This window comes from Arthrobacter sp. MDT2-3, assembly GCF_059090465.1.
The window spans coordinates 56664-80385 of the sequence record NZ_JBNHFS010000003.1 but is presented as its reverse complement, the minus strand read 5'-3'; the positions used below and the strand labels follow the sequence as shown (position 1 = coordinate 80385).

Below are 23722 nucleotides of genomic sequence, written 5' to 3'. Positions count from 1 at the left end.
AATGGAAGAAGCTCGCCGCGTGAAAGACCAGCACTCCGCCGTTCCCAACACCACCACCGGCGCAGGCGCGAACGGAACCGGTGGCCGGAACACCCGCAATACGGGGCCCGGACGCCTGCTCATCGCCGTTTATGCAGTCTTTGCCATTTCGGCCTCCGCCCGCGCCGGCTACCAGATCCTCACCAAGTTTTCCGAGGCACCGCTGGCGTACCTGCTGTCCGCGTTCGCCGCCCTGGTGTACGTGGTGGCCACGGTGTCCCTGGCCAAGGCCGGCAGCACCTGGTTCAAGGTTTCGGTCGCGGCCGTCCTGGTGGAACTGGTGGGCGTGCTGGTGGTCGGTGCGCTGAGCGTCTTCGATTCCGTCGCGTTCCCGCATGAAACGGTCTGGTCGCTCTTTGGCCGCGGCTACGGCTTCATCCCCCTGGTACTCCCCATCCTGGGCCTGGTGTGGTTGTACCGGCGACGGCCGGTACAGGCAAAGTCGGGCCGCCGCTCGTTCCACTAGTTCCGGCTCAATGCCGACAGGACAGCCTGGAGGGTCTTCAACAGTTGGTCAACAGCGGCCAAGGTATCCGGGTGGTGGTGGCCGTACGTACTGTGCGCTTCCTCCACATTCATTAGGTCCAGTTCGATGGCGTCTTCGTAGCGAAACGGATCCGGCAAAATAAGGTGTAGCTCAGTTTCGGTGAGGTGGCCAGGGAAGGGGAAGTGGCCGGACAAAGTCCTGAGCACTCGCTTATAAGCCGCAGGCACATCGGGTGACCGCCCGCTTTCGCGCAGTGCGCCTGCGAGGATCCGCAGCATGGGCAGCACACTGGCCAGTCCATTGCCGGTGAGCGCATCGTCATCCACTGCTGCTTCGAGGATTTCTGCAGCTTCCCCGGCATGACCAGCGTCGAAAAGGGCAGTTGCAAGGCTATATCGGATGCGCGTCGTATCGCCGTGCTCCTCTCCCAAAATCCGTGTTGACTCCACCACATTCCACCTCAACAACTCGAAGGCCTTATCGTGCAGGCCCTCTTCGTATAAGCTGCGGGCAAAATCGTTCCTCGCCGCCAGGACCCTGGCGTCATCCGGCAGGAGCCGTACGGCCAGCTCGTAGTTGGAGCGGTACGCATCCTGCGCCTTGGGGTGCCCCAGCTCGTGCTGCAGGTGTGCCAACTCCATTCGAGATTCCAGCGACTTAGGGGTGTCTGTTCCGTCACTGTTCAGTTGAGCTGAAATGAGGGATTCGTAGTGGGGCGCGGCGTCCCCTGGTTTCTCCGAACGACGGTAGAGGCGGGCTATCGCCTGTTGGACGCGTACGGTCCGTGGATGGGCAACACCGAACGTTGCCCTTTGAGCTTCGAGAAGCGGGGCGAAGAGTGCCAGGGCCTCTTCATCCTTGCCAGCGGCAGCCAGGGCGTCCGCTAAAGCGAACTCATGGTCCTGAACAATCTGTACGTCATTCGTTTCCAGAGGGATCCCGTTCAAGGCTTTCCGGTGCAACGAGATCAGGGGCTCCCACTCACCCTGCAGTTCAAGCAATTTCGCAAGGGTGGCGTGTGACTTCAGAGTCTTTTCATGTGAGTAACCAAGCCGCTGCCGGCGGTCTTCATTGAAACCGGCGGCCGCCTGAATGGCAGCCAGGGCGTCTCCGAACATTATGTGAGCGGCTATGAGTGACTCTTCCGCGTCCAAGGTTTCATCGCTGTCGGGGCCGGTCGCCAGGCGTCGGGCCGAGAGCAGCCGGCGCCGGGAAGCCTGGGCTCGATCCGGAATCTCCAAACCCTCACACCAGTCCGCCAACACCGTAAGGGCCTCGATGGTCTCCGGGGCGGAACTGCCGAAAGATGCCTCAACGAGGTCGGCCCAGCGGGTGGTGTGCTCCAGCGCCGATTCCCGATCACCCGCCTCATACACATTGCGCGCAAAGAGGGAGAGCATCTTGAGGCTTTTGTCGTCATGCTCGCCGTAAGTTGCGATCTGGTTTTGCAAGGCGGAGTGGAGGAGGGGCAGTGCCGTTTCGTGCTCCCCGGCTTTGAAGAGTTGCCGGGCCGCGCTCCAGCGGTTGTTTATCACTTCGCGGTCGGAATCTCCCCGCTGCGCGCTCAGCAGGTTCGCGATGTAGGTGTAATGTTCTGATGCTTCGCGATGCCTCTTCAGCCAGGCCAGCGTATGTGCCACTACTATCTCGGACTCCACAGTCCCCTGATGATCAGCGCTTAACAAGCGCCGGCGGCCTGCTGCAGCCAGCAGTGCGAATTTCAGGGCTTCTTCGTGTTCTTTAGACCAACTCAGGCCGGAAGCCAGGACGTGGTGCGCCCAAAACTTCATCAGGTGGCCATCGCCGAAAGCCTCCATAGCTGCTGCATGGATCCTCCGCCTCACTTCCGTGGCGGCTGGTATCTGGCCTGTCTCTACAAGCCGCTCAGCCATGGATTCATGGCAAAAAAGGGTCGTCGGGTGCGAGAAACCGTACGCTTGAACGCAGTCCTCGCTGATTCTCGAATGGAGCGCCAAGGCATCCTCCATGGAGCCTGAGAACCACAGGATCGCAACCAACTCCAGCTTCGCCTGGGTTATCTGGGGATGCCTGGCACCCAGGTCTCCTGCTGCGGCGTCGATGGCTCCTGTGAGAATAGCCAGGGCTTCGGGGTAGTCTCCAAGACTCCTCAGCTCTATGCAGAGGTTCATTGCGGATCGCAAGATTATGACCTGGTTAGGTTCCCCAGTCCGGAGCCGTGCGCCATATACCTGCCTGTGAAGGGCTGCGCTCTCGGCGTGTCGTCCGACCGCGCCCAGCGAATTTGCGTAATTGTTGCGAATGCTGAAGAGCAGGGAAGAGTCTGTGTCAAAAATGCCTTCGGCAGCTGGCATTAACTCCTCATAAAGTTCCACAGCTTCCTGATGGCGGGCAAGAGTGGCCAGGGCCATCCCCACGCCGTTCCGCGCAAGCACGGTTCCCCGGCTGGACGGACCGGTTAACCGGACTCTGGCGTTGTATAGGTGGTGGTAGGTGGACAAGGCGGCGGGGCCATCGGAAAGGGCGCGGTGCCTTGCGCCGATGCTGTCCAGACTTTCCAGGGTGTCCTCGTGGTCCGGTCCGAGCACCCTCTGGCGAAGTTCGTGGATCCGCTGATGCAGGTCCAGAGATTCCACGTCCCGGGATACTGCACCCAGGGCTTCTGCATGTTCATGGCCCAAGGTGAGCGTCAGCGGATGCTCCCGGTCCAGCACCTGCTGAGCACGTTCGAAGAGTTTCTCCGAGGGGGCAACCAGGGTGTGCCGCAGCCCGGCATCAGCCGTGGCGGTGAACAGTAAGACGTGGGCGGCGAATACATCGGGATGGTCCGGGCCGTGCTGGGCAGTCAGCGTCCTGATCGTTTCCTGCGCACGGTCAATGGCGTGTTCCATGGTTTGCTCCCCATTTAAGCTTCGGGCAGCCGGGAAACCGGCCCCCCCCATTCTGTGCAACAGTAGCGAACCGAACGCCCGAAACTTGTCAATCAGGGGTTGACGAAAACTGGGTAGCAAATATTGCGAGCTCATCGGACCGCACGGGATGCGCCCGTGGGCGGATAAGTGCAACAGCTGGGTCGCCGGTCTGCGGCGTCAAGCGTGCCTGGTGATTACGGGTAATCTTAGAGAGCCCGTGGCCAGTATGGTTGCGGATTGTTGATGCGTGCAGGCAGCTTAAGGCGAGGGTGATGGTCTACATCTGGAACGATCCGTCCGAGGTCCCGGCGGACTTCGGCCCATCTGTTGTCACCTTCGGGAACTTCGACGGAGTTCACCGCGGCCACCAACAGGTGCTGTCCCAGCTGATCCGCACCGCCCGCCTCAACCGGTCAAGGTCCGTAGCAATCACCTTTGACCCCCACCCGGCCCTGATCCACCGCCCGGAATCTGCGCCAGAGCTCATCATGGGACTGCATGACAAGCTGGAGGCGCTGGGGGAGTTGGGCCTGGACGCCATCCTGGTGATGAAGTACTCCCTGGACCTCGCCAGCCTCACCGCTGAAGAATTCGTGGAGCAATTCCTGGTCAACTGCCTTCACGCCAGCCATGTTGTGATCGGCCACGACGCCCGGTTCGGCCGCGGCAACTCCGGCGACCTGGACACCATGAAGGCGCTCGGCGGAAAGTTCGGGTTCGAGGTCCAGGTGATCAGCGAGTTCGGTTCAGAGGGCTACCCCCTCCATGACGACGACGGCACGGACCGCCGCTGCTCCTCCACTTGGGTGCGCGAAGCCCTGCAGGAAGGCGACGTGGCCACTGCCGCGGCAGTGCTGGGCCGGCCCCACCGCATGCGCGGCGAAGTTGTCCACGGTGCGGCCCGCGGCCGTGCCCTCGGATTTCCCACAGCCAACCTTGCCAGCGACGCCAGCGGGCTCATCCCGGCTGACGGCATTTACGCGGGCTGGCTCGTGGACCAGGCCGGGACGCGCTGGCCGGCGGCCATTTCCGTGGGCTCGAATCCAACGTTCGACGGCGTGAGCAGGCAGGTCGAAGCCCACGTGATCGACCGGCCCCACGAAGCGGTGGAGGACTTCGATCTGTACGGCCAGACAGTAGTTGTTGAATTTGTGGCCCGGCTCAGGGGGATGGTGGCATACCGTGGGCCTGAGGCGCTGGTAGACCAGATGCGGCTCGATGTGGTCCAGGCCCACGACCTCCTGGCCAGACGCTGAACCATCCGCAGGGAAAGGCAGTACCGTGTCCGTTGAGAAGAACACCAGGAAACTGGACGAAGGTATTGTCCGTGATTTCAGCTCGCGGATGAGTTACGCCTCCTACCTGCAGCTGCCTACCCTGCTGAGCGCGCAGCAGCCTGTCAGCCAGCCGGAGCACCACGATGAAATGCTCTTCATCATCCAGCACCAAACCACTGAGCTGTGGCTCAAGCTGGTGTTGCATGAGCTGCGGAGCACCGCCGGCTGGTTGCGGGCTGACGACCTCGGCTCAGCGCTCAAGGGCATCGCCCGGGTAAAGCACATCCAGAAAACACTCACCGAGCAGTGGTCCGTGCTGGCAACGCTGACTCCCACGGAGTATTCGCAGTTCCGCGGTTTCCTGGGAAATTCCTCCGGTTTCCAGTCGAGCCAGTACCGTGCCGTCGAGTTCATTCTCGGCAACAAGAACCGCAAGATGCTTCCGGTGTTCGATTCGGACCCGGAAGCCCACGCCATGCTGGAGCAGCTGCTCAACGCTCCCAGCATCTACGACGAATTCCTCACATACCTCGCCCGCCAAGGGTTCGACGTGCCCCCGGCGGTGCTCGAACGGGACGTAACCCGGGCCCACGAATTCACGCCGGAACTGGTGCCGCTCTTCAAGTACATCTATGAAAACGCAGCGGACAACTGGGGCGCCTATGAGGCCTGCGAGGAACTGGTGGACCTGGAGGACAACTTCCAGCTCTGGCGCTTCCGGCATTTGCGCACCGTGCAGCGGACCATCGGCATGAAAGCCGGGACGGGCGGTTCCAGCGGTGCCGCGTTCCTGCAGAAGGCCCTCGAACTGACCTTTTTCCCGGAGTTGTTCGCAGTCAGGACGGAGATCGGCCAATGACCACCCAGCAGCATCCCATCGTGGGAAACCCCCAGGACGCAGCAGCGGCCCTGCAGCAGCGGGCAGCCGAGCTGGACCGGCAGGATCCGCTGGCCGGTTACCGCAGTCAGTTCATCGGCACCGACACACCGTTGTCCTACCTGGACGGCAACTCCCTGGGCCGCCCGCTCAAACGGACGGCAGAGGATATCAGCACGTTCATCCGGGACGGCTGGGGCGGCCGCCTCATCCGTGGCTGGGACGAGGAATGGCTGGACCTGCCGCAGGCTATCGGCGACCAGCTGGGCCGCGCAGTGCTTGGTGCGGCTCCCGGGCAAACGATCATCGCGGATTCCACCACGGTGGTGCTGTACAAGCTGATCCGCGCGGCCTTGGCGGCCGTGGCAGACCCGGAGCGCAACGAACTCGTTCTGGACACCGGGAACTTCCCAACGGACCGCTACCTGGTTGAGGGCATCGCCCTTGAGGAAGGCCTGACGCTCCGCTGGATCGAAACGGACCCCGCCGCCGGGGTGACCGTTGACGAGGTGCGGGAAGCGGCAGGGCCGCGCACCGCCGTCGTACTCCTGAGCCACATCGCCTACCGTTCCGGCCATCTGGCGGACCTGCCGGGGATCACCGCAGCAGTACACGACGCCGGGGCGCTGGTGGTGTGGGACCTTTGCCATTCCGCGGGGTCGGTGGAGATCGAGCTCGACAGTGCAGGCGTGGACTTCGCTGCAGGCTGCACCTACAAGTACCTCAACGGCGGGCCGGGATCGCCCGCCTTCGCCTACGTCAACCACCGCCACCTCGCCTCCCTCAACCAGCCGATCTGGGGGTGGATGGGCCGCAAGGATGCCTTTGAGATGGCCTCCGGCTATGAGCCGGCTGCCGGCATCCGCGGATTCCTCAGCGGCACTCCGGCGATTTTCGGGATGCTGGCCATGCGGGGCACGCTGGACCTCATCGAGGAAGCGTCAATGGCCGCCATCCGGGAGAAGTCGGTGAAGCTGACGGCCTTCGCCATCGAGATCTTCGAAGCGTGGCTGGCGCCCCTGGGCGTCGAACTCGCCTCGCCGCGGGAGCCGGGGGACCGGGGCAGCCACATCACGCTGGACCACCCCGGTTTCGCCAAAGGGGCCGTGGAGTCGCTGTGGGACGGGGATGTCATCCCTGACTTCCGCGCCCCGCACGGCGTTCGGGTGGGACTCTCGCCGCTGAGCACCAGCTTCGCTGAGGTCCTGCACGGGATGGCAGCGATCCGGGAGCAGTTGCCGCAGTAGCGGGCGGGCGGCTTTGGCCACGGCACCTTCTGCCAAGGCTTGCCTGTTTCGACAAGATTGGGCGGGGGCCGCTAAACTGAGGGATGGATCCGGCTGCAGTCCGTGGCGGCTGGTTCCTGTTGCGTGTGGCACTGTCCGGGTTTCCCGGACCAGCCGCGGCGGCAGACCCGGCAGTGAATTACTGACCTGGGCCCTCACGGCACATCCCTAGGAGTTATTGTGGCACTTGAAGCCGCCGTAAAGCAGTCCATCATCAAGGAATACGCAACCGCAGAAGGCGACACCGGTTCACCGGAGGTCCAGGTTGCTGTCCTGACCCAGCGGATCAAGGATCTGACTGAGCACATGAAGGAGCACAAGCACGATTACCACACCCAGCGCGGTCTGCTGGCCATGGTTGGTCGTCGCAAGCGCATGCTGAGCTACCTCAAGAAGACCGACATCGCCCGCTACCGTGCGCTCATCGAGCGCCTCGGCCTGCGCCGCTAGTCGGACTTAGGGGCGGCCCTTTCCACCACGGAACGGGCCGCCTTCTTCAAATGAAAAATTAAACAGGAGGATCAACCGCATCACGCATTCGCGGTCCTCGGTAGTGATCCCCGGGAACGGCTTCGTTGATAGAAGCCCCGGCCCGTGGGTCTCGATCGATGACCGGGTGCAGGGCCAGTAGACAGATGCTGGGCTGGGTTGATGCGGCTGGACTTCCGTAAAACAGAAACGGAGGTGACTCTCTTGGAGGGTCCCGAAATCCAGTTCTCAGAAGCAGTCATTGACAATGGCCGTTTTGGCAAGCGTGTAATCCGCTTCGAAACCGGCCGCCTTGCCAAGCAGGCAGCCGGCGCAGCGATGGTGTACATCGACGACGACACCGCCCTGCTGTCCGCTACCACAGCCGGCAAGCACCCGCGTGAAGGCTTTGACTTCTTCCCGCTGACGGTCGACGTCGAAGAGCGTATGTACGCTGCCGGCCGCATCCCGGGCTCGTTCTTCCGCCGCGAAGGACGCCCGTCCACCGAGGCCATCCTGGCCTGCCGCCTGATGGACCGCCCGCTGCGCCCCGCCTTCATTAAGGGCCTGCGCAACGAGGTCCAGATTGTGGTCACCGTCCTGGCGATCAACCCTGACGAGCTGTACGACGTGGTGGCCATCAACGCCTCCTCCATGTCCACCCAGCTTTCCGGCCTGCCGTTCTCCGGCCCCATCGGCGGCGTCCGCGTTGCCCTGGTTGCCGACGAAAACGGATCACAGTGGGTCGCTTTCCCCAAGCACTCGCAGCTGGAGAACTCCGTCTTCAACATGGTGGTAGCCGGCCGCATCGCCGGTGACGACGTCGCCATCATGATGGTCGAAGCCGAGGCCACCGACAACTCCTGGAACCTCATTAAGGAACAGGGCGCCACCGCCCCCACCGAAGAGGTTGTCTCCGAGGGCCTCGAGGCTGCGAAGCCGTTCATCAAGGCACTTTGCGACGCCCAGGCAGACCTCGCCTCCCGCGCGGCTAAGCCGACCGTCGAGTTCCCGGTCTTCCTGGACTACGAGGACGACGTGTACGCCGCTGTTGAGTCCGCTGCCGCTGAGAAGCTGGCTGCCGTCTTCCAGATCGCGGATAAGCAGGAGCGCAATGACGCTTCGGACGCCCTGAAAGACGAGGTTTCCGCCGCCCTGGCCGAGCAGTTCGAAGGCCGTGACAAGGAAGTGTCCGCAGCATTCCGCTCGGTCACCAAGCACGTTGTGCGCCAGCGCATCCTCAAGGACCAGGTCCGCATCGACGGCCGCGGCCTGACGGACATCCGCCAGCTCACCGCCGAGGTAGAGGTCCTGCCCCGCGTCCACGGTTCAGCCATCTTCGAGCGCGGCGAAACCCAGATCATGGGTGTCACCACGCTGAACATGCTGAAGATGGAACAGCAGATCGACTCGCTGTCACCCGTCAAGACCAAGCGCTACATGCACAACTACAACTTCCCGCCGTACTCCACCGGTGAGACCGGCCGCGTGGGCTCGCCCAAGCGCCGCGAAATCGGCCACGGTGCGCTGGCAGAGCGGGCCCTCGTGCCGGTGCTGCCGTCCCGGGAGGAGTTCCCGTACGCCATCCGCCAGGTATCCGAGGCGCTCAGCTCCAACGGTTCGACGTCGATGGGTTCTGTCTGCGCATCCACCCTGTCCATGCTGAACGCCGGTGTGCCCCTGAAGGCCGCCGTCGCCGGTATTGCCATGGGCCTGGTCTCCGACCAGGTGGACGGCCAGACGCGCTACGCGGCACTGACTGACATCCTTGGCGCCGAAGACGCCTTCGGCGACATGGACTTCAAGGTTGCCGGTACCTCCGAATTCGTTACGGCCATCCAGCTGGACACCAAGCTCGACGGTATCCCCGCTTCGGTGCTGGCAGCAGCCCTGAAGCAGGCCCGCGAAGCACGCCTGCACATCCTCGAGGTTATGGATTCGGCCATCGATACCCCGGACGAGCTCTCCGAGTTCGCGCCGCGCGTCATCGCCGTGAAGATCCCTGTGGACAAGATCGGCGAGGTCATTGGCCCCAAGGGCAAGATGATCAACCAGATCCAGGAAGACACCGGCGCCGACATCTCCATCGAGGACGACGGCACGGTCTACATTGGCGCCACCGACGGCCCGTCTGCAGACGCAGCACGCTCCGCCATCAACGCCATTGCGAACCCGCAGGTCCCGGAAATCGGCGAACGTTACCTGGGTACGGTTGTCAAGACCACCACCTTCGGTGCCTTCGTATCGCTGACCCCGGGCAAGGACGGCCTCCTGCACATCTCCGAGCTGCGCAAGCTGGCCAACGGCAAGCGCGTTGACAACGTTGATGACGTCGTCTCGGTGGGCCAGAAGGTCCAGGTGGAAATCACCAAGATCGACGACCGCGGAAAGCTCTCGCTCGCCCCGGTGGTTGCCGAGGAAGAAGGCGCCGAGGTCGAGACCGAGCGCGCCCACACCACGGAGCCTGCTGAAGGCGCTGAGGTCTAACGGTTCCGGTTTCCGGCACACAAAGCATGAATCGGCGGGGCCGGTGGATGATCCACCGGCCCCGCCGCTGTTACGATGGCAGCCAGATCCCGGCTGCCCCTTTTGAAAGGCCTCAATGACTGTTGTACCCCTGCCGCTTGAGCAGAATCACCGCGGCGATACCCTGGTCCACGGTTCCGACGGCGGCTCCGAAGTCCGGCGTTCGGTGCTGCCCGGGGGAGTGCGGGTGCTGACGGAGGCGATGCCTGGCCAGAGGTCAGCCACCATTGGTTTTTGGGTGGGCGTCGGGTCCCGGGACGAGGCCCCGGGGCAGCATGGTTCCACACACTTCCTGGAGCATCTCCTCTTCAAGGGGACCAAGCGCCGTACCGCACTCGAGATCGCTTCGGCCTTTGACGAGGTTGGCGGCGAGTCAAACGCGGCCACGGCCAAGGAAAGCACGTGCTACTTCGCGCGGGTCCTGGATTCCGACCTGCCCATGGCCATTGACGTGATCGCCGACATGATCACGGGTGCCGTCCTGGACCCGGCAGAAATGGAGCAGGAACGGGACGTCATCCTCGAGGAAATCGCCATGGACAGCGACGACCCCACGGACGTCGCGCACGAACACTTTGTGTCAGCAGTCCTGGGCAGCCACCCTCTGGGACGCCCCATCGGCGGCACGCCGGACGCCATCAAGGCAGTTGCACGGGACTCCGTATGGGAGCACTACCAGCGGTATTACCGGCCGGACGAGCTCGTGATCACTGCGGCGGGCGGCCTCGAGCACGACGTCGTCTGCAACCTCGTCGTGGACGCCCTTGAGTCTGCAGGGTGGTCGCTGAAGTCCGACGCGGCGCCTGTCGAAAGGCGTTCCACCGACCGGGCCCTGATCACCGGGACGGCAGGCCTCCACGTGGTCAAGCGCGCGGTGGAGCAGGCAAACATCATCATGGGCTGCCCCACGATCGTTGCCACCGACGAACGGCGTTACGTCATGAGCGTCCTGAACGCCGTGCTTGGCGGAGGCATGTCGTCGCGGCTGTTCCAGGAAATCCGCGAGAAGCGCGGCCTGGTGTATTCCACGTACTCCTTCGCTTCCTCCTACGCCGACGCCGGGTACTTCGGCATGTACGCGGGATGCACGCCGTCCAAGGTGCGCCAGGTCCTTGGCCTGCTCGGCGAGGAACTGGACAAGCTGGCCGAGCACGGGATTACCGAGGACGAACTTCGGAAGGCTGTGGGCCAGCTGGGCGGCGGAATCGTCCTGGCCCTGGAGGATACGGGATCGCGGATGTCGCGGCTGGGCCGGGCGGAACTGGTTTCCGGCGAATACCAGGACATTGACGAAACGCTCAGGCTCATCAAGGCCGTCACGGCAGAACAGGTCCAGGACCTTGCGGCGGAGCTGGCAGCGGCACCCCGGACGGTGACCGTCGTCGGGCCCTTTGAGGAATCGGAAACGTTCGGGCTCTGACCCGCCGCAGGCAGGTCTTAGCGCGGGAGGGAGGGGACTGTGGAACGGACCCTACCCAACCGCGGTCCCGACGCATTGGCAGGCTTCCTGGGCAACTGGCGCGGGAGTACCCGGTTCGTCGGCGGCCCGTGGGGACCGGAGCGCACCGTAGAAGCCGAAGTGACGTACAGGCCGGTGGCCGGCGGTTTCGCCGTGGTGCAGAGCTATCGGCACCTGGAACCCGACGGGACATATTTCGAAGGCCACGGCATGTTCACTCTGGACCCGGATCACCAAAACGTCTTCTGGTACTACGTGGACAACGCGAGCCCAGACCCGGGTGCACCGGCGCGCTGTACGTGGCACGGCGGCGCCCTCAGGGTGGAACGCCGGGGCAGTGCCGGATGGACCCGTCATACGCTGAGCATCGACGGGGGAGTGCTCACCCATGTGACAGAGCTTCGCACCCGTGGAAACACTGCCGCAAGGGACGAATCCGGCGGCGGGGCCGACGGGAACGGCTCGGCCTATGTTCCGTTCATGACGTCAACGTTCCAGCGAAGCTGACGTCTGCAACTCCTCAACCGCCCGAGGCACGCCATTTCAGACATGCAGCAGGCTCCTGGCCGTTGAGGGGTCGGCCGGCAGCGCAGGGGGCATGGCATAGAAGTCATCCCACAAACGGTCTCCGGCCGAAATATCGTCCGGATCCACAAGACTGTCCGCGGCTGGTTCGTCAGGCGGCAGTTCCGCGGGCGGAAGCCCCGGTGGCCAGCGCGGTGGTTCCCAGTCAGGGCGTTCAGCTTTGTAGTGCCGGCCTGTGGGTGAGGTCCAGCTTGGTGGTTCGTTTTTGGTGGCCGTTGTGGGTGTCCAGGTGCCGTGGTGTTTGAGGCGGTGGTGTTTTGGGCAGAGTTGGGCCAGGTTGCTGATGCCGGTGTTGCCGCCGTGCTGCCAGGCGTGAAGGTGGTCTGCCTCGTTGTCGAGTGACTGGTTGTTGCAGCCGGGGAAGCTGCATTTGCCGTCCCTGAGCTGAAGCGCCTTTTTCATGGCTTTGGTGAGCCGGTAGTGAGTGCGGCCGATTTCCAGTGGTGCCCCGTCCCTTGGATCCACCAGGACCCGGTGGAAGGAGGTGGCGCCGTCGGCGAGGAGTTGCCGTGCCATCGAGGCGGGGATGGGTCCGTAGCCGTCAAGTATGGCGGGTTCGTCGGAGAGACCCAGCAGTGCGAACACCGGGACGGTGACCAGGACCTGGGAGTTCGGGACCGGGACTGTGGCGATGCCGGCGTATTCCTTGTCGCCGGCAGGGCCCGCGGCGTCGTGCTGGCCGGTGCTTGTTACTTCGGTGTCTGTTGTTGCCAGGGATGCCAGCCCGATCGCGTCGTCGGAGCAGTCTTTGGTGCTGTCTTCGCTGGCTTCCGGGGCGGCGTTTAGGGCCGGTGCTGCGCTGAGGAGCAGGCGGGCGAGGATGTCGGCCCGGAGTTGGGTGAGTGTGCGGGGTTCGTCCGGGCCCTGGGCGCCCCGGGCGAGGGCGGTGGTGCGGTTCCAGATGGCTAAGCCCTGGTGGGCGGGGAGGCAGGCCGAGATCCAGGCCATGCCGTCCCGGTCGGGGCTGTATTCCACTCTCCGGTCGGCGACGCTTTTGGTGTGGCGTCTTTCAAGGGATTCGGGGTGGTGGCGTTCCCGCCAGGCGCGGACTTTGGTCCGGAACCGGGAGGGGACCAGCTCACCGGCGGCGGCTCCGCGGGCCGGGTTGGGGGCGTCCGGGTCCAGGAAATGGGCGGCCAGGTTGGCCGCGCCGGCGGGGTCAAGGCTGTCGGTTTCGTCGGCGATGATTTTCGCGTGCTGCCACGAGATTGTTCCCGAGGACAGGGCATCCAGAGCCAGCGGCAGGGCGCACAGCTGCCGGGAGTGGGTGACGAGTGCCCCTGCTGCTGCGGCGCTTATTGTCAGGACGGCAGCGATTTCCTCAACCGCGGACATCTCTGCATAGGTCCGCTCGTGCACCGGCGCGTCCGGTGGGGTCATGGCCTCTTGCAGTTCGATGCACTCGGCCGCATCCCGGGCCTTGAGCGCAGCGAGCTGTGCTTCCAGACGTGACACCACAGCCATCCGGTCCAAACGGAGCTCGTACCCGCGCTGCAGCACGTGAACCCCTGCAGCGGCTGCCGCTGCAACTTCCAAAGACGCATCCTGGAGGAAGAGCGCTTGGAGGGCATCAACAGAAGCATGAATGCCCTCCATCGCCACTGCCCCATCCACGCTGTGTCCCATATGAACATCATCTACGGAGGCACTGACAATTGGTCCGGGTCCCGGTGCGGTTGAAGAGCGGACCCGAGCAGCCAGCGCGGCAGGAAACAGCGTTGCCGCACCATCCGCCTGGGCTGTCGAGTGAATCTCCATATGAACATCATCTAAGGAGTCACTGACATTCTGAGGGAACGGTTGATGGGCGGACCCGAGCAGCCAGCGCGGCAGGAAACAGCGTTGCGGGCACTGACACTGTCGGCGCCGGCGACCCGATTGCGAGCGGGCTACCACGCTGCCGGGAAAGCTGCTCCTAGCCCCCTGCGAAGGGAGGCAGCACATCCACCACGTCATTCGTGTCCAGCACAACGGAATGGTCCCGGACGGCGACTTCATTCAGCAGGTAGCTGCTTCGGGACAGGATGCGGGGCAGCGGGGGAGTCCCCGCAGGAGGCTCGGGGCGCTCCACCGACAGAACGGTCTCCAGCAGGTCGGCAACAGTGGAGCCCGGCGCCAGGTCGAAGCGCTCCTCCTCCACCCCTGCCGCAGCGCGCGCGGCAGCGAAGTAACGTACGTTCAAAAGATTCAGCCCCCGATGGCGCTCATGCTGCGGTCCGGCTGGACGAAGTCCGGAGCATCAAGTCCCACGTGGTCCATTCCGTGAGCCTTAGGTTTGATCCACATCGCATCCTGCCACCGCTGGGCAAGGGCATCGTCGCTGGCCCCGGAACGCAAGAGGCCCAGCAGGTCGAACTCTTCCCGGGAGAAGAGGCAGCTCATGATCTTGCCCTCTGCCGTAATCCGCGTCCTGCGGCAGTCTGAGCAGAACGGCTCGGTGACCGATGCGATAATCCCCACGGTTCCCAGGACAGGGCCGGCAGCGCCATCAGCGGACCCGGCCACCCGCCGTCGTACTTCAAAGCGTTCAGCCGGTGCGCCGTCACGCGCGCGGGGATCAGCGCTGAGGACAAAATCGGTGGAGAGCAACTCGCGGATTTCGGCGGCCGTGATCATGTTCCGCCGCGTCCAGCCATGGTCCGCGTCCAGCGGCATCTGCTCAATAAAACGCAGTTCGTAGCCGCGTCCGAGTGCCCAGGCGAGCAGCGATGGCGCCTCGGCGTCGTTGATGCCGCGCATCAGTACAGCGTTGAGCTTGACCGGGCCCAGGCCGGCTGCCCAGGCTGCGTCCACCCCGGCCAGTACCTGGTTCAGGAACGGCCTGCGCGTCAGTTGGGTGAAGGTTTCCTCATGCAGGGAATCGAGTGACACGTTGATGCGCGTCAACCCTGCCGCCTTCAGCGGCGCCGCTTTTTTCGCCAAGCCAACGCCGTTGGTGGTCATTGAGATGGGCAGGCTGGGATGGTTGCTGCGCAGCGCGCCGATGATGTCCACCAGGTCGTGCCGCACCAGCGGTTCGCCGCCCGTAAGCCGCAGTTCCCGGACACCCAACTGCTCCACGCCAATGCGGACGATCCGGACGATTTCCTCGGCCGACATGACTGCCTGCTTCGCCAGCCACTCCAGGCCCTCGGCAGGCATGCAGTAAGTGCAGCGCAGGTTGCATTTGTCCGTCAGGGACAACCTCATGTCCGTGGCCCGGCGCCCATAGCGGTCCGCCAGTCCGGCCGGAGCACCAGCGGGGCGGGCAGCGGGAACCGACGGTAGGGACGCTGCTTCCTCCCGCGGCTGGGGCATGCCTAGCTGGACGCTCATGAATTCAGGCTACGCCACGTTGGGCTGTGCATCACACCCGTGACAGCGCAAAGGGCTGCAACAGAATACCCAGCGGAATTCACGGCAGAGCCCGCGCCACCTGAACTCTGCGAACCTATGCTGGAAGTGTGGACAGCTCCCAGCCAAGGCAGGCAACGCACGACGGCGGGGGCGGGCTGCGGGAACCCGCGCACCCTCCGCTGCCGCACCAGTCAACGCCACGCCTGAAGGGGCGGTGGGCAGCGGCCGCAGGGGCAGTTGCGGTGGGCAGCGCCGTGGTGCTGGGGGAGCTGTTGGCGGGTATTTTCAGTCCGTCGTTGTCGCCGACTACCGCTGTTGGCGGCGCTGTCATCGACGCCGTTCCTCCCGGTGTCAAGGACTGGGCCGTGGCGCTGTTCGGTACTGCCGACAAGGTGGCTCTCCTGGCCGGAATGGCTCTGGTCATGGCGTCCCTGGCCGCGGTGGCGGGGGTAGCGGAGTACCGCCGCCGCTTTATGGGCGCCGCAGTGGTCGCTGTCTTTGGGCTCGTGGGTCTGGCGGCCGTCCTGACCCGCGCCCAGGTCACCTTTAATTCGATGGTGTTGCCAGTACTCACCGCAGTCGCTGCCGGAGTGCTGCTTAGGTTCCTGATTCGCTGGCTGCATGAGTGGGGGAGCGCGGGAGCGGAATTAGCGTCCCCGGAAGCGCCAGCCCGCCGTCGCTTCCTGCAAGCCGTCGCAGGCGGAGCTGCGTTCACTGTCATCGGCGGTGCGCTGGCGGGAGTATGGCGCGGTGCCGCCGCCGTGGCCAGCGAAGCCCGGAGCCGTGTGACGCTGCCGGCCCCCGCATCACTGGCGCCAGCCATTCCGCCAACTGCGGAGGTGAAGGTGGACGGCATGCAACCACTGGTCACTCCCAACGCCGACTTTTACCGCATAGACACCGCGCTTGTGGTTCCCGCGGTCGACCCGGACACGGGGGTCCTGAAAGTCACGGGCATGGTGGACAAGGAGGTGGAGTTGACCTTCGCCGAGCTACTGGCCAAGCCCATGGTGGAGCGCCACATAACCATCGCATGTGTATCCAACAACGTGGGCGGAGACCTCATCGGCAACGCACGTTGGCTCGGCTGGCCGGTCCGCGAACTGCTCAGCCTCGCCCGCCCCCAGCCCGGCGCAGACATGGTGCTCTCACGAAGTGTGGACGGCTGGACCGCAGGCACCCCCCTTGAGGTGCTCAGGGATGGCCGGGACGCCCTGCTGGCCGTCGGAATGAATGGCGAGCCGCTGCCCCTTGAGCACGGATTTCCGGTGCGGCTCGTGGTGCCAGGGCTGTACGGGTACGTGTCGGCCACCAAATGGGTCACCGGGCTCAAGGTCACCCGCTTCGCGGACGACGTCGCCTACTGGACTCCCCGGGGCTGGTCGGAGCGGGGCCCGATCAAAACGTCCTCAAGGATTGATGTGCCACGAAATGGCCGGCCGGTGAAGGCGGGAACGGTGATGATCGGCGGCATCGCCTGGGCCCAACACACCGGCATCGAAAAGGTGGAGGTCCGCGTAAACCGCGGCCAGTGGCAGCAGGCGGAGCTGGCCGAAGGCATCTCGCTGGACACTTGGTACCAATGGAAACTGGGCCTGGAACTGACGGAAGGCCAGTACGAACTCCAGGTCCGTGCCACGGACCTGACGGGTAAGGCGCAGGACGAGGAGAGCCGGCCTGTCGCCCCGGACGGAGCCACCGGGTTCCACACGATTAGAGTGGAGGTGAAACCCTGACGGCTACCGAAGGCGGAACCATGACCAGCCCGCAACACCATGGAACGTCTGTAGGGCAAGCCCCGCACCAGCCGGAACACCAGCCCGGCGCCCAGGGGCCAAACCGGCGGCATCAGGGCGGGCACCAGGCACGGTCCGTGGCTGACCATGCCGCCGCCGTCGCTGAACTGTTGCAGCATGTGCGGGCACCGGAACGGGCGGAATTGCTGCCCCTGCACCAGGCGCTGGGCCGAGGCCTGGTGAACGCCGTCCGCGCTCCCATCAGCCTGCCGCCCTTCCCCAACTCCCAGATGGATGGCTACGCCATCCGTTCTATTGACGTGCCTGACGGCGGAGCGGAGTTGAGCGTTATGCCCCCCGTTCCAGCCGGAGCATTCCCTGCACCACTCCAACCCGGGATGGCCGTTCCGGTCATGACCGGTGCGATGCTCCCGGAGGGGTCCGACGCCGTCGTCCCCATTGAACGGGCCATTCCGGACCGTTTCCTGCCGCACACGGCGCAGGCCACGGTGTGGCTGCCTCCAGCAGCGCCCGGCACCTACGTGCGGGCAGCAGGCAGCGACGTGGAGGCGGGCAGGACAGCCCTGGCCGCCGGAACCTTCCTGGGCCCGGCCCAGTTGGGGCTGCTCGCGGCGCTGGGGATTCCGGAGGTTACGGTCTTCAAAGCAGTAACTGTCCTGCTGGTCACCACCGGCGACGAAGTGGTGGAGCCCGGCCAGGAGCTGCCTGCCGGCAAGATCTACGACTCCAACGCCACCCTCCTTGAAGCGGCCATGAAGCAGGCGGGACTGAACGTCCGCCGCACCGGCGTCGTCACAGACAACCCGGACCGGCTTCGCACGCTGCTGCGCGCCGGGCCCGACGCCGTGGACCTGATCGTCACCACCGGCGGAGTCAGCCAGGGCGCGTACGAGGTGGTCCGGCAGGCGATGCAGGACCAGCCGGTGGACTTCCTGCACGTGGCCATGCAGCCGGGTGGTCCGCAGGGGATCGGCACCTTCGAGGGACGCCCATTCCTGGGCTTCCCGGGAAATCCGGTCAGCTGCCTGGTGTCCTTTGAAATGTTCCTCCGCCCCGTCCTGGCCGGCCTGCTCGGCGCACCGGCGCCGCGCCTGCCCCTCCGTGCCCGCCTCAGCCAGCCGCTCACGTCTACTGAACACAAGCACCAGGTCCGCCGCGGCACCCTGCAGCCCGACGGGACCGTGAAGCTGGAGGGCGGGGAAAGCTCGCACCTGATGCATGCGCTCGCCGGTTCGAACGTGCTGGTTCATGTCCCGGTTGGAGTGGCCGCGCTCGCGGCCGGGGCAGAGGTGGAAGTATGGATGCTGTGAATGCACAACAACCCCCGGCCGCACTGACGCACCTGCGCCAGGACGGCAGCGCCCAGATGGTGGACGTCTCCGCTAAGGCCGAAACCACCCGCGAGGCCACCGCCACCGCCACGGTCCACACCACGGCAGACGTCATGGCCCTGCTCGGCTCGGGCGGGCTGCCCAAGGGAGATGCCCTGGCCGTGGCACGCGTCGCCGGAATCATGGCCGCGAAGAAGACTCCGGAACTGATTCCGCTGTGCCATCCGCTTCCGCTGTCCAAGGTCACCGTGGACTTTGAGCTTGGCACGGAGTCCGTCGCCATCCTCGCAACGGTCAAGACCCGCGGCGTCACCGGCGTGGAAATGGAAGCCCTCACGGCAGCCTCCGTCGCGGCCCTGAGCGTGTACGACATGATCAAGGCCGTGGACAAACACGCGGTACTGAATGACATCAAAGTGCTTGCCAAGAGCGGCGGCAAGAGCGGGGACTGGACACTGTGAGCAGCCCCAGCATCCTGAATGCCCCGGAACCCCACCGCCACGGTGACGTCCAAGGCCGGAAGGCCGGCGTCGTCATCGCTTCCACCCGGGCCGCCGCCGGAATCTACGACGACGAAACCGGCCCCGTGATTACCGACTGGCTGACCGAGCACGGCTTTGACGTGTTCCCCGCCATGGTGGTTCCCGACGGCGAGCCCGTGGGCGCAGCCATCCGCGCCCTGCTGACCCAGCGCCCCGCCGTCGTCATTACCAGCGGAGGCACGGGCCTCAGCCCGGACGACAGGACACCGGACGTCACGCTGCCGCTGCTGGACCGCGAGATCCCCGGCATCATGGAAGCCATCCGACGCGCCGGCGCAGCGAAAACGCCGCTTGCGGCACTCAGCCGCGGTTACGCAGGCGCCGCCGGAAGCACCTTCATCATCAACCTGCCCGGGTCACCCAAAGGGGTGATGGACGGACTCACCGTCCTGGATCCGGTGATCGGGCACCTTTGCGACCAGTTGGAAGGCGGACATGGGCACTGAAACAGCATTCGAGGTGGTCCGCGCGGTCCTGAGCGCGGAGCCCATCTCCGTTGACCAGGCCATTGCGGCAGTGGAAAGTGACACCGCCGGGGCGGTGGTCAGCTTCAGCGGCGTGGTGCGCAATCACGACGGCGGCAAGGCGGTCAACCGCCTCAGCTACAGCGCGCATCCCACTGCCCACCAGGTGATGGCCGACGTCGTTGCCCGGCTGGCAGCGGAACAAACGGCAGAGGCACAAGGGGCCGGTGGTGCTCCTTCCCAGCCGGTGCGGATTTGGGCAGCCCACCGGATCGGCATGCTCGACATCGGGGATCCCGCGCTCGTGTGTGCCGTCTCCGCAGCCCACCGCGGCCAGGCCTTTGCCGTGTGCTCGGAGCTGGTGGACAGGATCAAGGAGCAGGTGCCCATCTGGAAGGAACAGTTCTTCGCCGACGGCACCGTGGAATGGGTAGGCGCGGGCAGCTGATCCTGCTGTTGTGCCTGGTTCGCCCAGGCTCCCTCGGGCCTGTTCCTGCGAGGTAACGCACACTCCACAGTTCCTGTGCCCCGCAGGCCCACCGGTAGGGTTAACGCCATGACCGAACAACACTCTGCTCCCATGCCCGTTGCCGTGCTGGGCGCGAATGGGCGCATGGGCGCCGAAGCCGTAAAAGCCATTGAAGCGGCCCCTGACATGAAGCTCGTCGCCGCGTTGGGCCGGGGAGATTCGCTGGACCAGCTCACCGTTGCCGGGGCACGCTTCGTGGTGGACCTAACGGTTCCCGAAAGCACTGAAGCGAACGTGCGCTTCGCCGTTGAACATGGCATCCACGCCGTTGTCGGCACCACCGGGTGGGACGCCGGCAAGCTGTCCGGGTTGAAAAACCTGCTGGCAAGCCGGCCGGAGACCGGTGTGCTGATCGCACCCAATTTCGCCCTTGGCTCCGTGCTGGCCTCCGCCTTCGCCGCGAAGGCATCCAAGTACTTCGAGTCGGTCGAAATCATTGAGCTGCACCACCCGGACAAGGTGGACGCGCCGTCGGGCACGGCAGTCCGGACGGCCGAGCTCATCGCCGCCGAACGCAGGGCCGTCCAGGTGCCACCCAGCCCCGATGCCACCACCAGCGAACTTTCCGGTGCGCGCGGCTGTGAGGTGGATGGCGTTCGCGTCCATAGCGTACGGCTTCGCGGCCTCGTCGCCCACCAGGAAGTCCTGCTCGGCAGCGCCGGCGAGCAGCTGACGCTGCGCCATGACTCCTTCGACCGCGCCTCCTTTATGCCCGGCGTACTGCTTGGCCTGCGCGGCGTCGCCGCACATCCCGGGCTCACGGTGGGCCTCGACGGCTACCTGGACCTGGGGCTGTAGCCGTGGGCGGGTTGGTTGAAGGCCTCCGGAAGAACCGCACCAAAATCTGGGTGGGTGCAGTCACGCTCCTCCTGGTCTTCTATCTGGTGGTGTCCTTCCAGCGCTCGGTTCTGCTGCTGACGGACAGCAATCCTGCCGCCGTCGCCATCGGAGCCGCCTACCTCGTGCTGCCGGTGATTGGTGCCTGGGCGCTCGTCCGGGAACTCATGTTCGGAGCCCGCACCGAGCAGATGGCGAAGGTCCTCGAGGCCGAGGGCGGCCTTCCCGTGGACGAGCTGCCCAGGACCCCGGCGGGGCGGATCGTCCGTTCCGCAGCGGATGCGGAGTTCGAGAAGTACCGGGCGGAGGCTGAAGCAGCACCCGAAGACTGGCGTTCCTGGTTCAGGCTGAGCTGCGCCTACGACGCCGCCGGCGACCGCAAGCGCGCCCGCGCCTCCATGCGCGACGCCGTCAAGCTCTTCCGCGGCCAGGTTCCGGCCTAGGGCTTCGGCGACCTGTTTTGCCCTCCCGCTCCCTGGAGCGGCGGATCTAACGGCGGTGCATCAAACGGCGGTGCATTCAGCGCAGGGCCTTGGCGTTGCCGCGGCCCACCTGGTTTGCCGCATGCCCCAGCCATTCCAGGGGCCCGCGCCACTTCAGCAGCACGAACACCATGCCCACAATCACTGCTGTGGCGGCGTGGGCGAAGTACATCGCGTCCTCAGTCCAGCCGGCCGGGAGCGGCTTGAGGTAGAAGCCCGAAACCACCCACACGTGGACGGAGTAGAGGGTCAGGGTCATGGCCCCCGCACCGCGAAGCGGCAGCAACAGGTCCAGGGCCACCCACTCGGCCAGCCTGCCCAGCAGGAGGAAGGCCCCGATCACCGCCGCTGCCACGGCGGACGTATGCAGCAGGTCAAGCGGCGTGGCCGAATGGGGCGCCGCCGAGGCCAGCCACCACCAGGACCCCTCCTGCGGGATGCCCGTCAGGTTTACCTGCAGGACGCTGTGCAACGGATAGCCGGGGGAATCAAGCAACTTTTCCAGGGCAGCCCGCCCGCCCCAGCTTTCCATCGCCGCGGTTCCCAGGGCTTTGGCCAGGACAGCAACGATGGTGCCTCCGATCAAGAGCACCCACGGGACGAGGGCCTTGTTGAGCATCAGGCGGCCGACGACGAGCCCCACCAGCAGGTAGGACAGCCATTGGAAGACGGGGTAATAGCCGGTGAAGAAGAGGTCCGCCAGGAGCCGGGTGGGGGTGGACAGATCCTCCCAGGAAGGGTTGTGGCCGAGCCTTAGGGGCGGGTTCGCAGCCAGCAGCCAGGGGCGCAGCAAGTACGCCAAAACCGGTGAGGCAAGGATCCAACCGACCGTCCATCCGACGAGCGGCTTCAGCTTCATGCCCAGGAACGGCAGGACGCACAGGAACAGCACTGCGTAGTGGACCAGGATGATGGCCAGGTTCACTTCGAGGCCGCCCAAACTGAGTCCGACGGCGGCAATCACCAGGGCGCGCAAGGCAACGCCGCGCCGGGCTGCCGACAGGTCCGGGCCATCCAGCGGCCTGTGCTTACCCGTGGACAAGGCAAGGCCAACGCCTGCCAGCACTGCGAACAGAGCGGCTGCCCGGCCTGAAAAAGTCAGGCCGATCCAGGTGGGCGTAAGGTCGGCGTTCGGTTCGAACGTGGGAAGCAGATGGGTGGCCATCATCCCCAGCAGGGCCAGCCCGCGCGCCGCGTCGATGCCATGCAGCCGGCCCGGTATCGACCGGCCGGCAGCCGTCCTGGAAGCGGTGGCGGCGTTACGGGAGGTCATGACCAGATCGTCTCACACCTGCCTGTACCGGAGCTGTCAATAAACTGCTCTTGTCTTCGAATATATGTTCGAATAACATGGATCGCATGCAAACCCCATCACCCGATATCCCCGCTTCGGAGTCACAGGATGCCGGGCCACTGAAGGCAATGAGCCCGGGTGTTGTTGACTACCTCTTCCGCCAGCTGGTGACTGGAAAATCCTCCGAGGATATCCAGTGGGAGCAGGAGGGCATCAGCCTGTCCGCGCAGCCGGAGGGGGCGGAGCTCGCGCGCCGGCTCGGCGAGACGGATATCGACGCCCTGACTCCGGTCGAACTGTTCCACTACGTCCGGGCAGCCCAGAGGCTGGCCGCGTGGGCGGAAGGGCTGCGGCAGGCGGCCGTCGGCAGGTATTGCCAGCATGGTCCTGGTGAACCGCCACGCGCTCAAAAGGACCGCTGCTGAGGTGGGCGTCAGGGCAGCTGCCTAGGATGGAGGCGTGACAGACACCCTCCCCGTCGCCGCCATCCAGTACCAGCCCCTGGACGGAGGGATCACCGCAAACGCTGCCGAGCACGTGCGCCTCATCGAGGACGCCGATGATCACGGCGCCCGCCTGGTGGTCTTCCCGGAACTGTCCCTCACCGGCTACCGGCTGGATCTCCTCAGGGGCTCCGATTCCTGGCTGATGCCGGACGACGAACGCCTCGGCGACGTCCGGGAGATCTGCCGCAGGACCGGGGTTACGGCTGTTGTCGGCGCTGCCCTCCGCGAAAGTGATGGTGCGGCGCGCCTGGCATCAGTAGCCATTCATCCGGACGGCAGCACGGAAACGGCGTTCAAGACGCACCTGCACGGCCAGGAGCAAGAGCTGTTCACGCCGGGGGAGGGCGCCACCCTGATCATGGTGGACGGGTGGACCATTGCACTCGCTCTCTGCTTCGATACCTCCGTACCGGCTCACGCAGCCGACGCCGCTGCAGCAGGAGCTGACGTGTATTGCGTGTCCGCCCTTTACACCAGGGACGAGGAACACCGGCTGGCACTCCACCTCGGAGCACGGGCCATGGACAACAGGATGTTCACGCTGCTCGCCAACCTCGGCGGCAGGAGCCCCTTGGGTGAATCGTGCGGCTTGAGCGGCTTGTGGGGTCCTGACGGCTTTCCGCTGAAGCAAGCCTCAGGAATCGGCACCGAAGTTGTTCCCTGCATCCTGCAGCGAAGCCGCCTCGCAAAATACCGCAAGCACACCGGCGGCCCCTCCGGCGAGGCGGCTGTTTGACGTTCATCACGCC

General features: G+C 65.1%; 22 protein-coding genes. 17 read left to right on the top strand and 5 right to left on the bottom strand.

Annotated elements, in window-relative coordinates:
* Position 1 precedes the first annotated feature (1 nt).
* Positions 2-505 carry a hypothetical protein gene (locus tag AC5RUQ_RS10430; protein ID WP_493947264.1) on the top strand — a complete coding sequence of 168 codons (504 nt, stop codon included), beginning with the start codon at positions 2-4 and terminating at the stop codon, positions 503-505.
* Here the strand turns inward: AC5RUQ_RS10430 and AC5RUQ_RS10425 are convergent.
* Complete coding sequence (locus tag AC5RUQ_RS10425) at positions 502-3396, bottom strand: tetratricopeptide repeat protein (protein WP_493947263.1); 2895 nt, start codon at positions 3394-3396, stop codon at positions 502-504. The two genes, AC5RUQ_RS10430 and AC5RUQ_RS10425, sit on opposite strands and share 4 nt — an antisense overlap.
* Positions 3397-3689: 293 nt before the next feature.
* Between AC5RUQ_RS10425 and AC5RUQ_RS10420 the strand changes: the two genes are divergently transcribed.
* The 7 genes from AC5RUQ_RS10420 to AC5RUQ_RS10390 all read left to right on the top strand — a co-directional run bounded on the left by AC5RUQ_RS10420 (position 3690) and on the right by AC5RUQ_RS10390 (position 11817).
* Complete coding sequence (locus tag AC5RUQ_RS10420) at positions 3690-4673, top strand: bifunctional riboflavin kinase/FAD synthetase (RefSeq protein ID WP_493947262.1); 984 nt, start codon at positions 3690-3692, stop codon at positions 4671-4673.
* Positions 4674-4698: 25 nt separating this feature from the next.
* The gene (gene kynA / locus AC5RUQ_RS10415) at positions 4699-5553 is read left to right on the top strand and encodes a tryptophan 2,3-dioxygenase (protein WP_493947261.1); all 855 of its coding nucleotides are present in this window, start codon (positions 4699-4701) and stop codon (positions 5551-5553) included.
* Positions 5550-6818, top strand: a complete 1269-nt coding sequence (locus AC5RUQ_RS10410) for a kynureninase (protein WP_493947260.1) — start codon at positions 5550-5552, stop codon at positions 6816-6818. Before kynA ends, AC5RUQ_RS10410 begins: the two co-directional genes overlap by 4 nt.
* Before the next feature lie 219 nt (positions 6819-7037).
* Positions 7038-7307, top strand: coding sequence for a 30S ribosomal protein S15 (gene rpsO, locus AC5RUQ_RS10405; RefSeq protein ID WP_493947259.1), 270 nt, complete (start codon positions 7038-7040; stop codon positions 7305-7307).
* A 243-nt stretch (positions 7308-7550) separates the two neighbouring features.
* The gene (locus AC5RUQ_RS10400) at positions 7551-9812 is read left to right on the top strand and encodes a polyribonucleotide nucleotidyltransferase (protein WP_493947693.1); all 2262 of its coding nucleotides are present in this window, start codon (positions 7551-7553) and stop codon (positions 9810-9812) included.
* Positions 9813-9927: 115 nt separating this feature from the next.
* Complete coding sequence (locus AC5RUQ_RS10395) at positions 9928-11271, top strand: M16 family metallopeptidase (protein ID WP_493947258.1); 1344 nt, start codon at positions 9928-9930, stop codon at positions 11269-11271.
* 39 nt (positions 11272-11310) lie between these two features.
* On the top strand, positions 11311-11817 hold the full coding sequence (locus AC5RUQ_RS10390; protein ID WP_493947257.1) for a DUF1579 family protein: 507 nt from the start codon (positions 11311-11313) through the stop codon (positions 11815-11817).
* 36 nt (positions 11818-11853) lie between these two features.
* On the opposite strand, the gene AC5RUQ_RS10385 is transcribed toward AC5RUQ_RS10390, so the two are convergent.
* The 3 genes from AC5RUQ_RS10385 to moaA all read right to left on the bottom strand — a co-directional run bounded on the left by AC5RUQ_RS10385 (position 11854) and on the right by moaA (position 15210).
* Positions 11854-13521 carry an HNH endonuclease signature motif containing protein gene (locus tag AC5RUQ_RS10385; protein ID WP_493947256.1) on the bottom strand — a complete coding sequence of 556 codons (1668 nt, stop codon included), beginning with the start codon at positions 13519-13521 and terminating at the stop codon, positions 11854-11856.
* Between the two features lie 289 nt (positions 13522-13810).
* Positions 13811-14077 (bottom strand): MoaD/ThiS family protein, encoded by a 267-nt coding sequence (locus AC5RUQ_RS10380; RefSeq protein WP_493947255.1) that lies wholly within the window; start codon positions 14075-14077, stop codon positions 13811-13813.
* Positions 14078-14082: 5 nt separating this feature from the next.
* Entirely contained in the window at positions 14083-15210 is a 1128-nt protein-coding gene (moaA, locus tag AC5RUQ_RS10375) for a GTP 3',8-cyclase MoaA (protein WP_493947254.1), read from the bottom strand.
* Positions 15211-15485: 275 nt separating this feature from the next.
* Between moaA and AC5RUQ_RS10370 the strand changes: the two genes are divergently transcribed.
* The 7 genes from AC5RUQ_RS10370 to AC5RUQ_RS10340 all read left to right on the top strand — a co-directional run bounded on the left by AC5RUQ_RS10370 (position 15486) and on the right by AC5RUQ_RS10340 (position 21134).
* A complete protein-coding gene (locus AC5RUQ_RS10370; RefSeq protein WP_493947691.1) occupies positions 15486-16967 on the top strand; it encodes a molybdopterin-dependent oxidoreductase in 1482 nt (493 codons plus the stop codon).
* 20 nt (positions 16968-16987) lie between these two features.
* Positions 16988-18298 carry a molybdopterin molybdotransferase MoeA gene (locus tag AC5RUQ_RS10365; RefSeq protein ID WP_493947253.1) on the top strand — a complete coding sequence of 437 codons (1311 nt, stop codon included), beginning with the start codon at positions 16988-16990 and terminating at the stop codon, positions 18296-18298.
* Positions 18286-18780 (top strand): cyclic pyranopterin monophosphate synthase MoaC, encoded by a 495-nt coding sequence (gene moaC / locus AC5RUQ_RS10360; protein WP_493947252.1) that lies wholly within the window; start codon positions 18286-18288, stop codon positions 18778-18780. Before AC5RUQ_RS10365 ends, moaC begins: the two co-directional genes overlap by 13 nt.
* The gene (locus tag AC5RUQ_RS10355) at positions 18777-19307 is read left to right on the top strand and encodes a MogA/MoaB family molybdenum cofactor biosynthesis protein (RefSeq protein WP_493947251.1); all 531 of its coding nucleotides are present in this window, start codon (positions 18777-18779) and stop codon (positions 19305-19307) included. The genes moaC and AC5RUQ_RS10355 overlap by 4 nt, the downstream gene beginning before the upstream one ends.
* Positions 19297-19773: a molybdenum cofactor biosynthesis protein MoaE gene (locus AC5RUQ_RS10350; RefSeq protein ID WP_493947250.1), complete on the top strand. Its 477-nt coding sequence runs from the start codon at positions 19297-19299 to the stop codon at positions 19771-19773. The genes AC5RUQ_RS10355 and AC5RUQ_RS10350 overlap by 11 nt, the downstream gene beginning before the upstream one ends.
* 108 nt (positions 19774-19881) lie before the next feature.
* Entirely contained in the window at positions 19882-20652 is a 771-nt protein-coding gene (gene dapB, locus AC5RUQ_RS10345; protein ID WP_493947249.1) for a 4-hydroxy-tetrahydrodipicolinate reductase, read from the top strand.
* A 2-nt stretch (positions 20653-20654) separates the two neighbouring features.
* Positions 20655-21134 carry a hypothetical protein gene (locus tag AC5RUQ_RS10340; RefSeq protein WP_493947248.1) on the top strand — a complete coding sequence of 160 codons (480 nt, stop codon included), beginning with the start codon at positions 20655-20657 and terminating at the stop codon, positions 21132-21134.
* Positions 21135-21210: 76 nt separating this feature from the next.
* On the opposite strand, the gene AC5RUQ_RS10335 is transcribed toward AC5RUQ_RS10340, so the two are convergent.
* The gene (locus AC5RUQ_RS10335; RefSeq protein WP_493947247.1) at positions 21211-22446 is read right to left on the bottom strand and encodes a heparan-alpha-glucosaminide N-acetyltransferase domain-containing protein; all 1236 of its coding nucleotides are present in this window, start codon (positions 22444-22446) and stop codon (positions 21211-21213) included.
* Positions 22447-22532: 86 nt separating this feature from the next.
* Here AC5RUQ_RS10335 and AC5RUQ_RS10330 point away from each other — a divergent pair, with 86 nt between their 5' ends.
* Both AC5RUQ_RS10330 and AC5RUQ_RS10325 read left to right on the top strand, forming a co-directional pair.
* Positions 22533-22892, top strand: coding sequence for a hypothetical protein (locus AC5RUQ_RS10330; protein WP_493947246.1), 360 nt, complete (start codon positions 22533-22535; stop codon positions 22890-22892).
* A gap of 34 nt (positions 22893-22926) precedes the next feature.
* Positions 22927-23709, top strand: coding sequence for a carbon-nitrogen hydrolase family protein (locus tag AC5RUQ_RS10325; RefSeq protein WP_493947245.1), 783 nt, complete (start codon positions 22927-22929; stop codon positions 23707-23709).
* Positions 23710-23722: the final 13 nt, after the last annotated feature.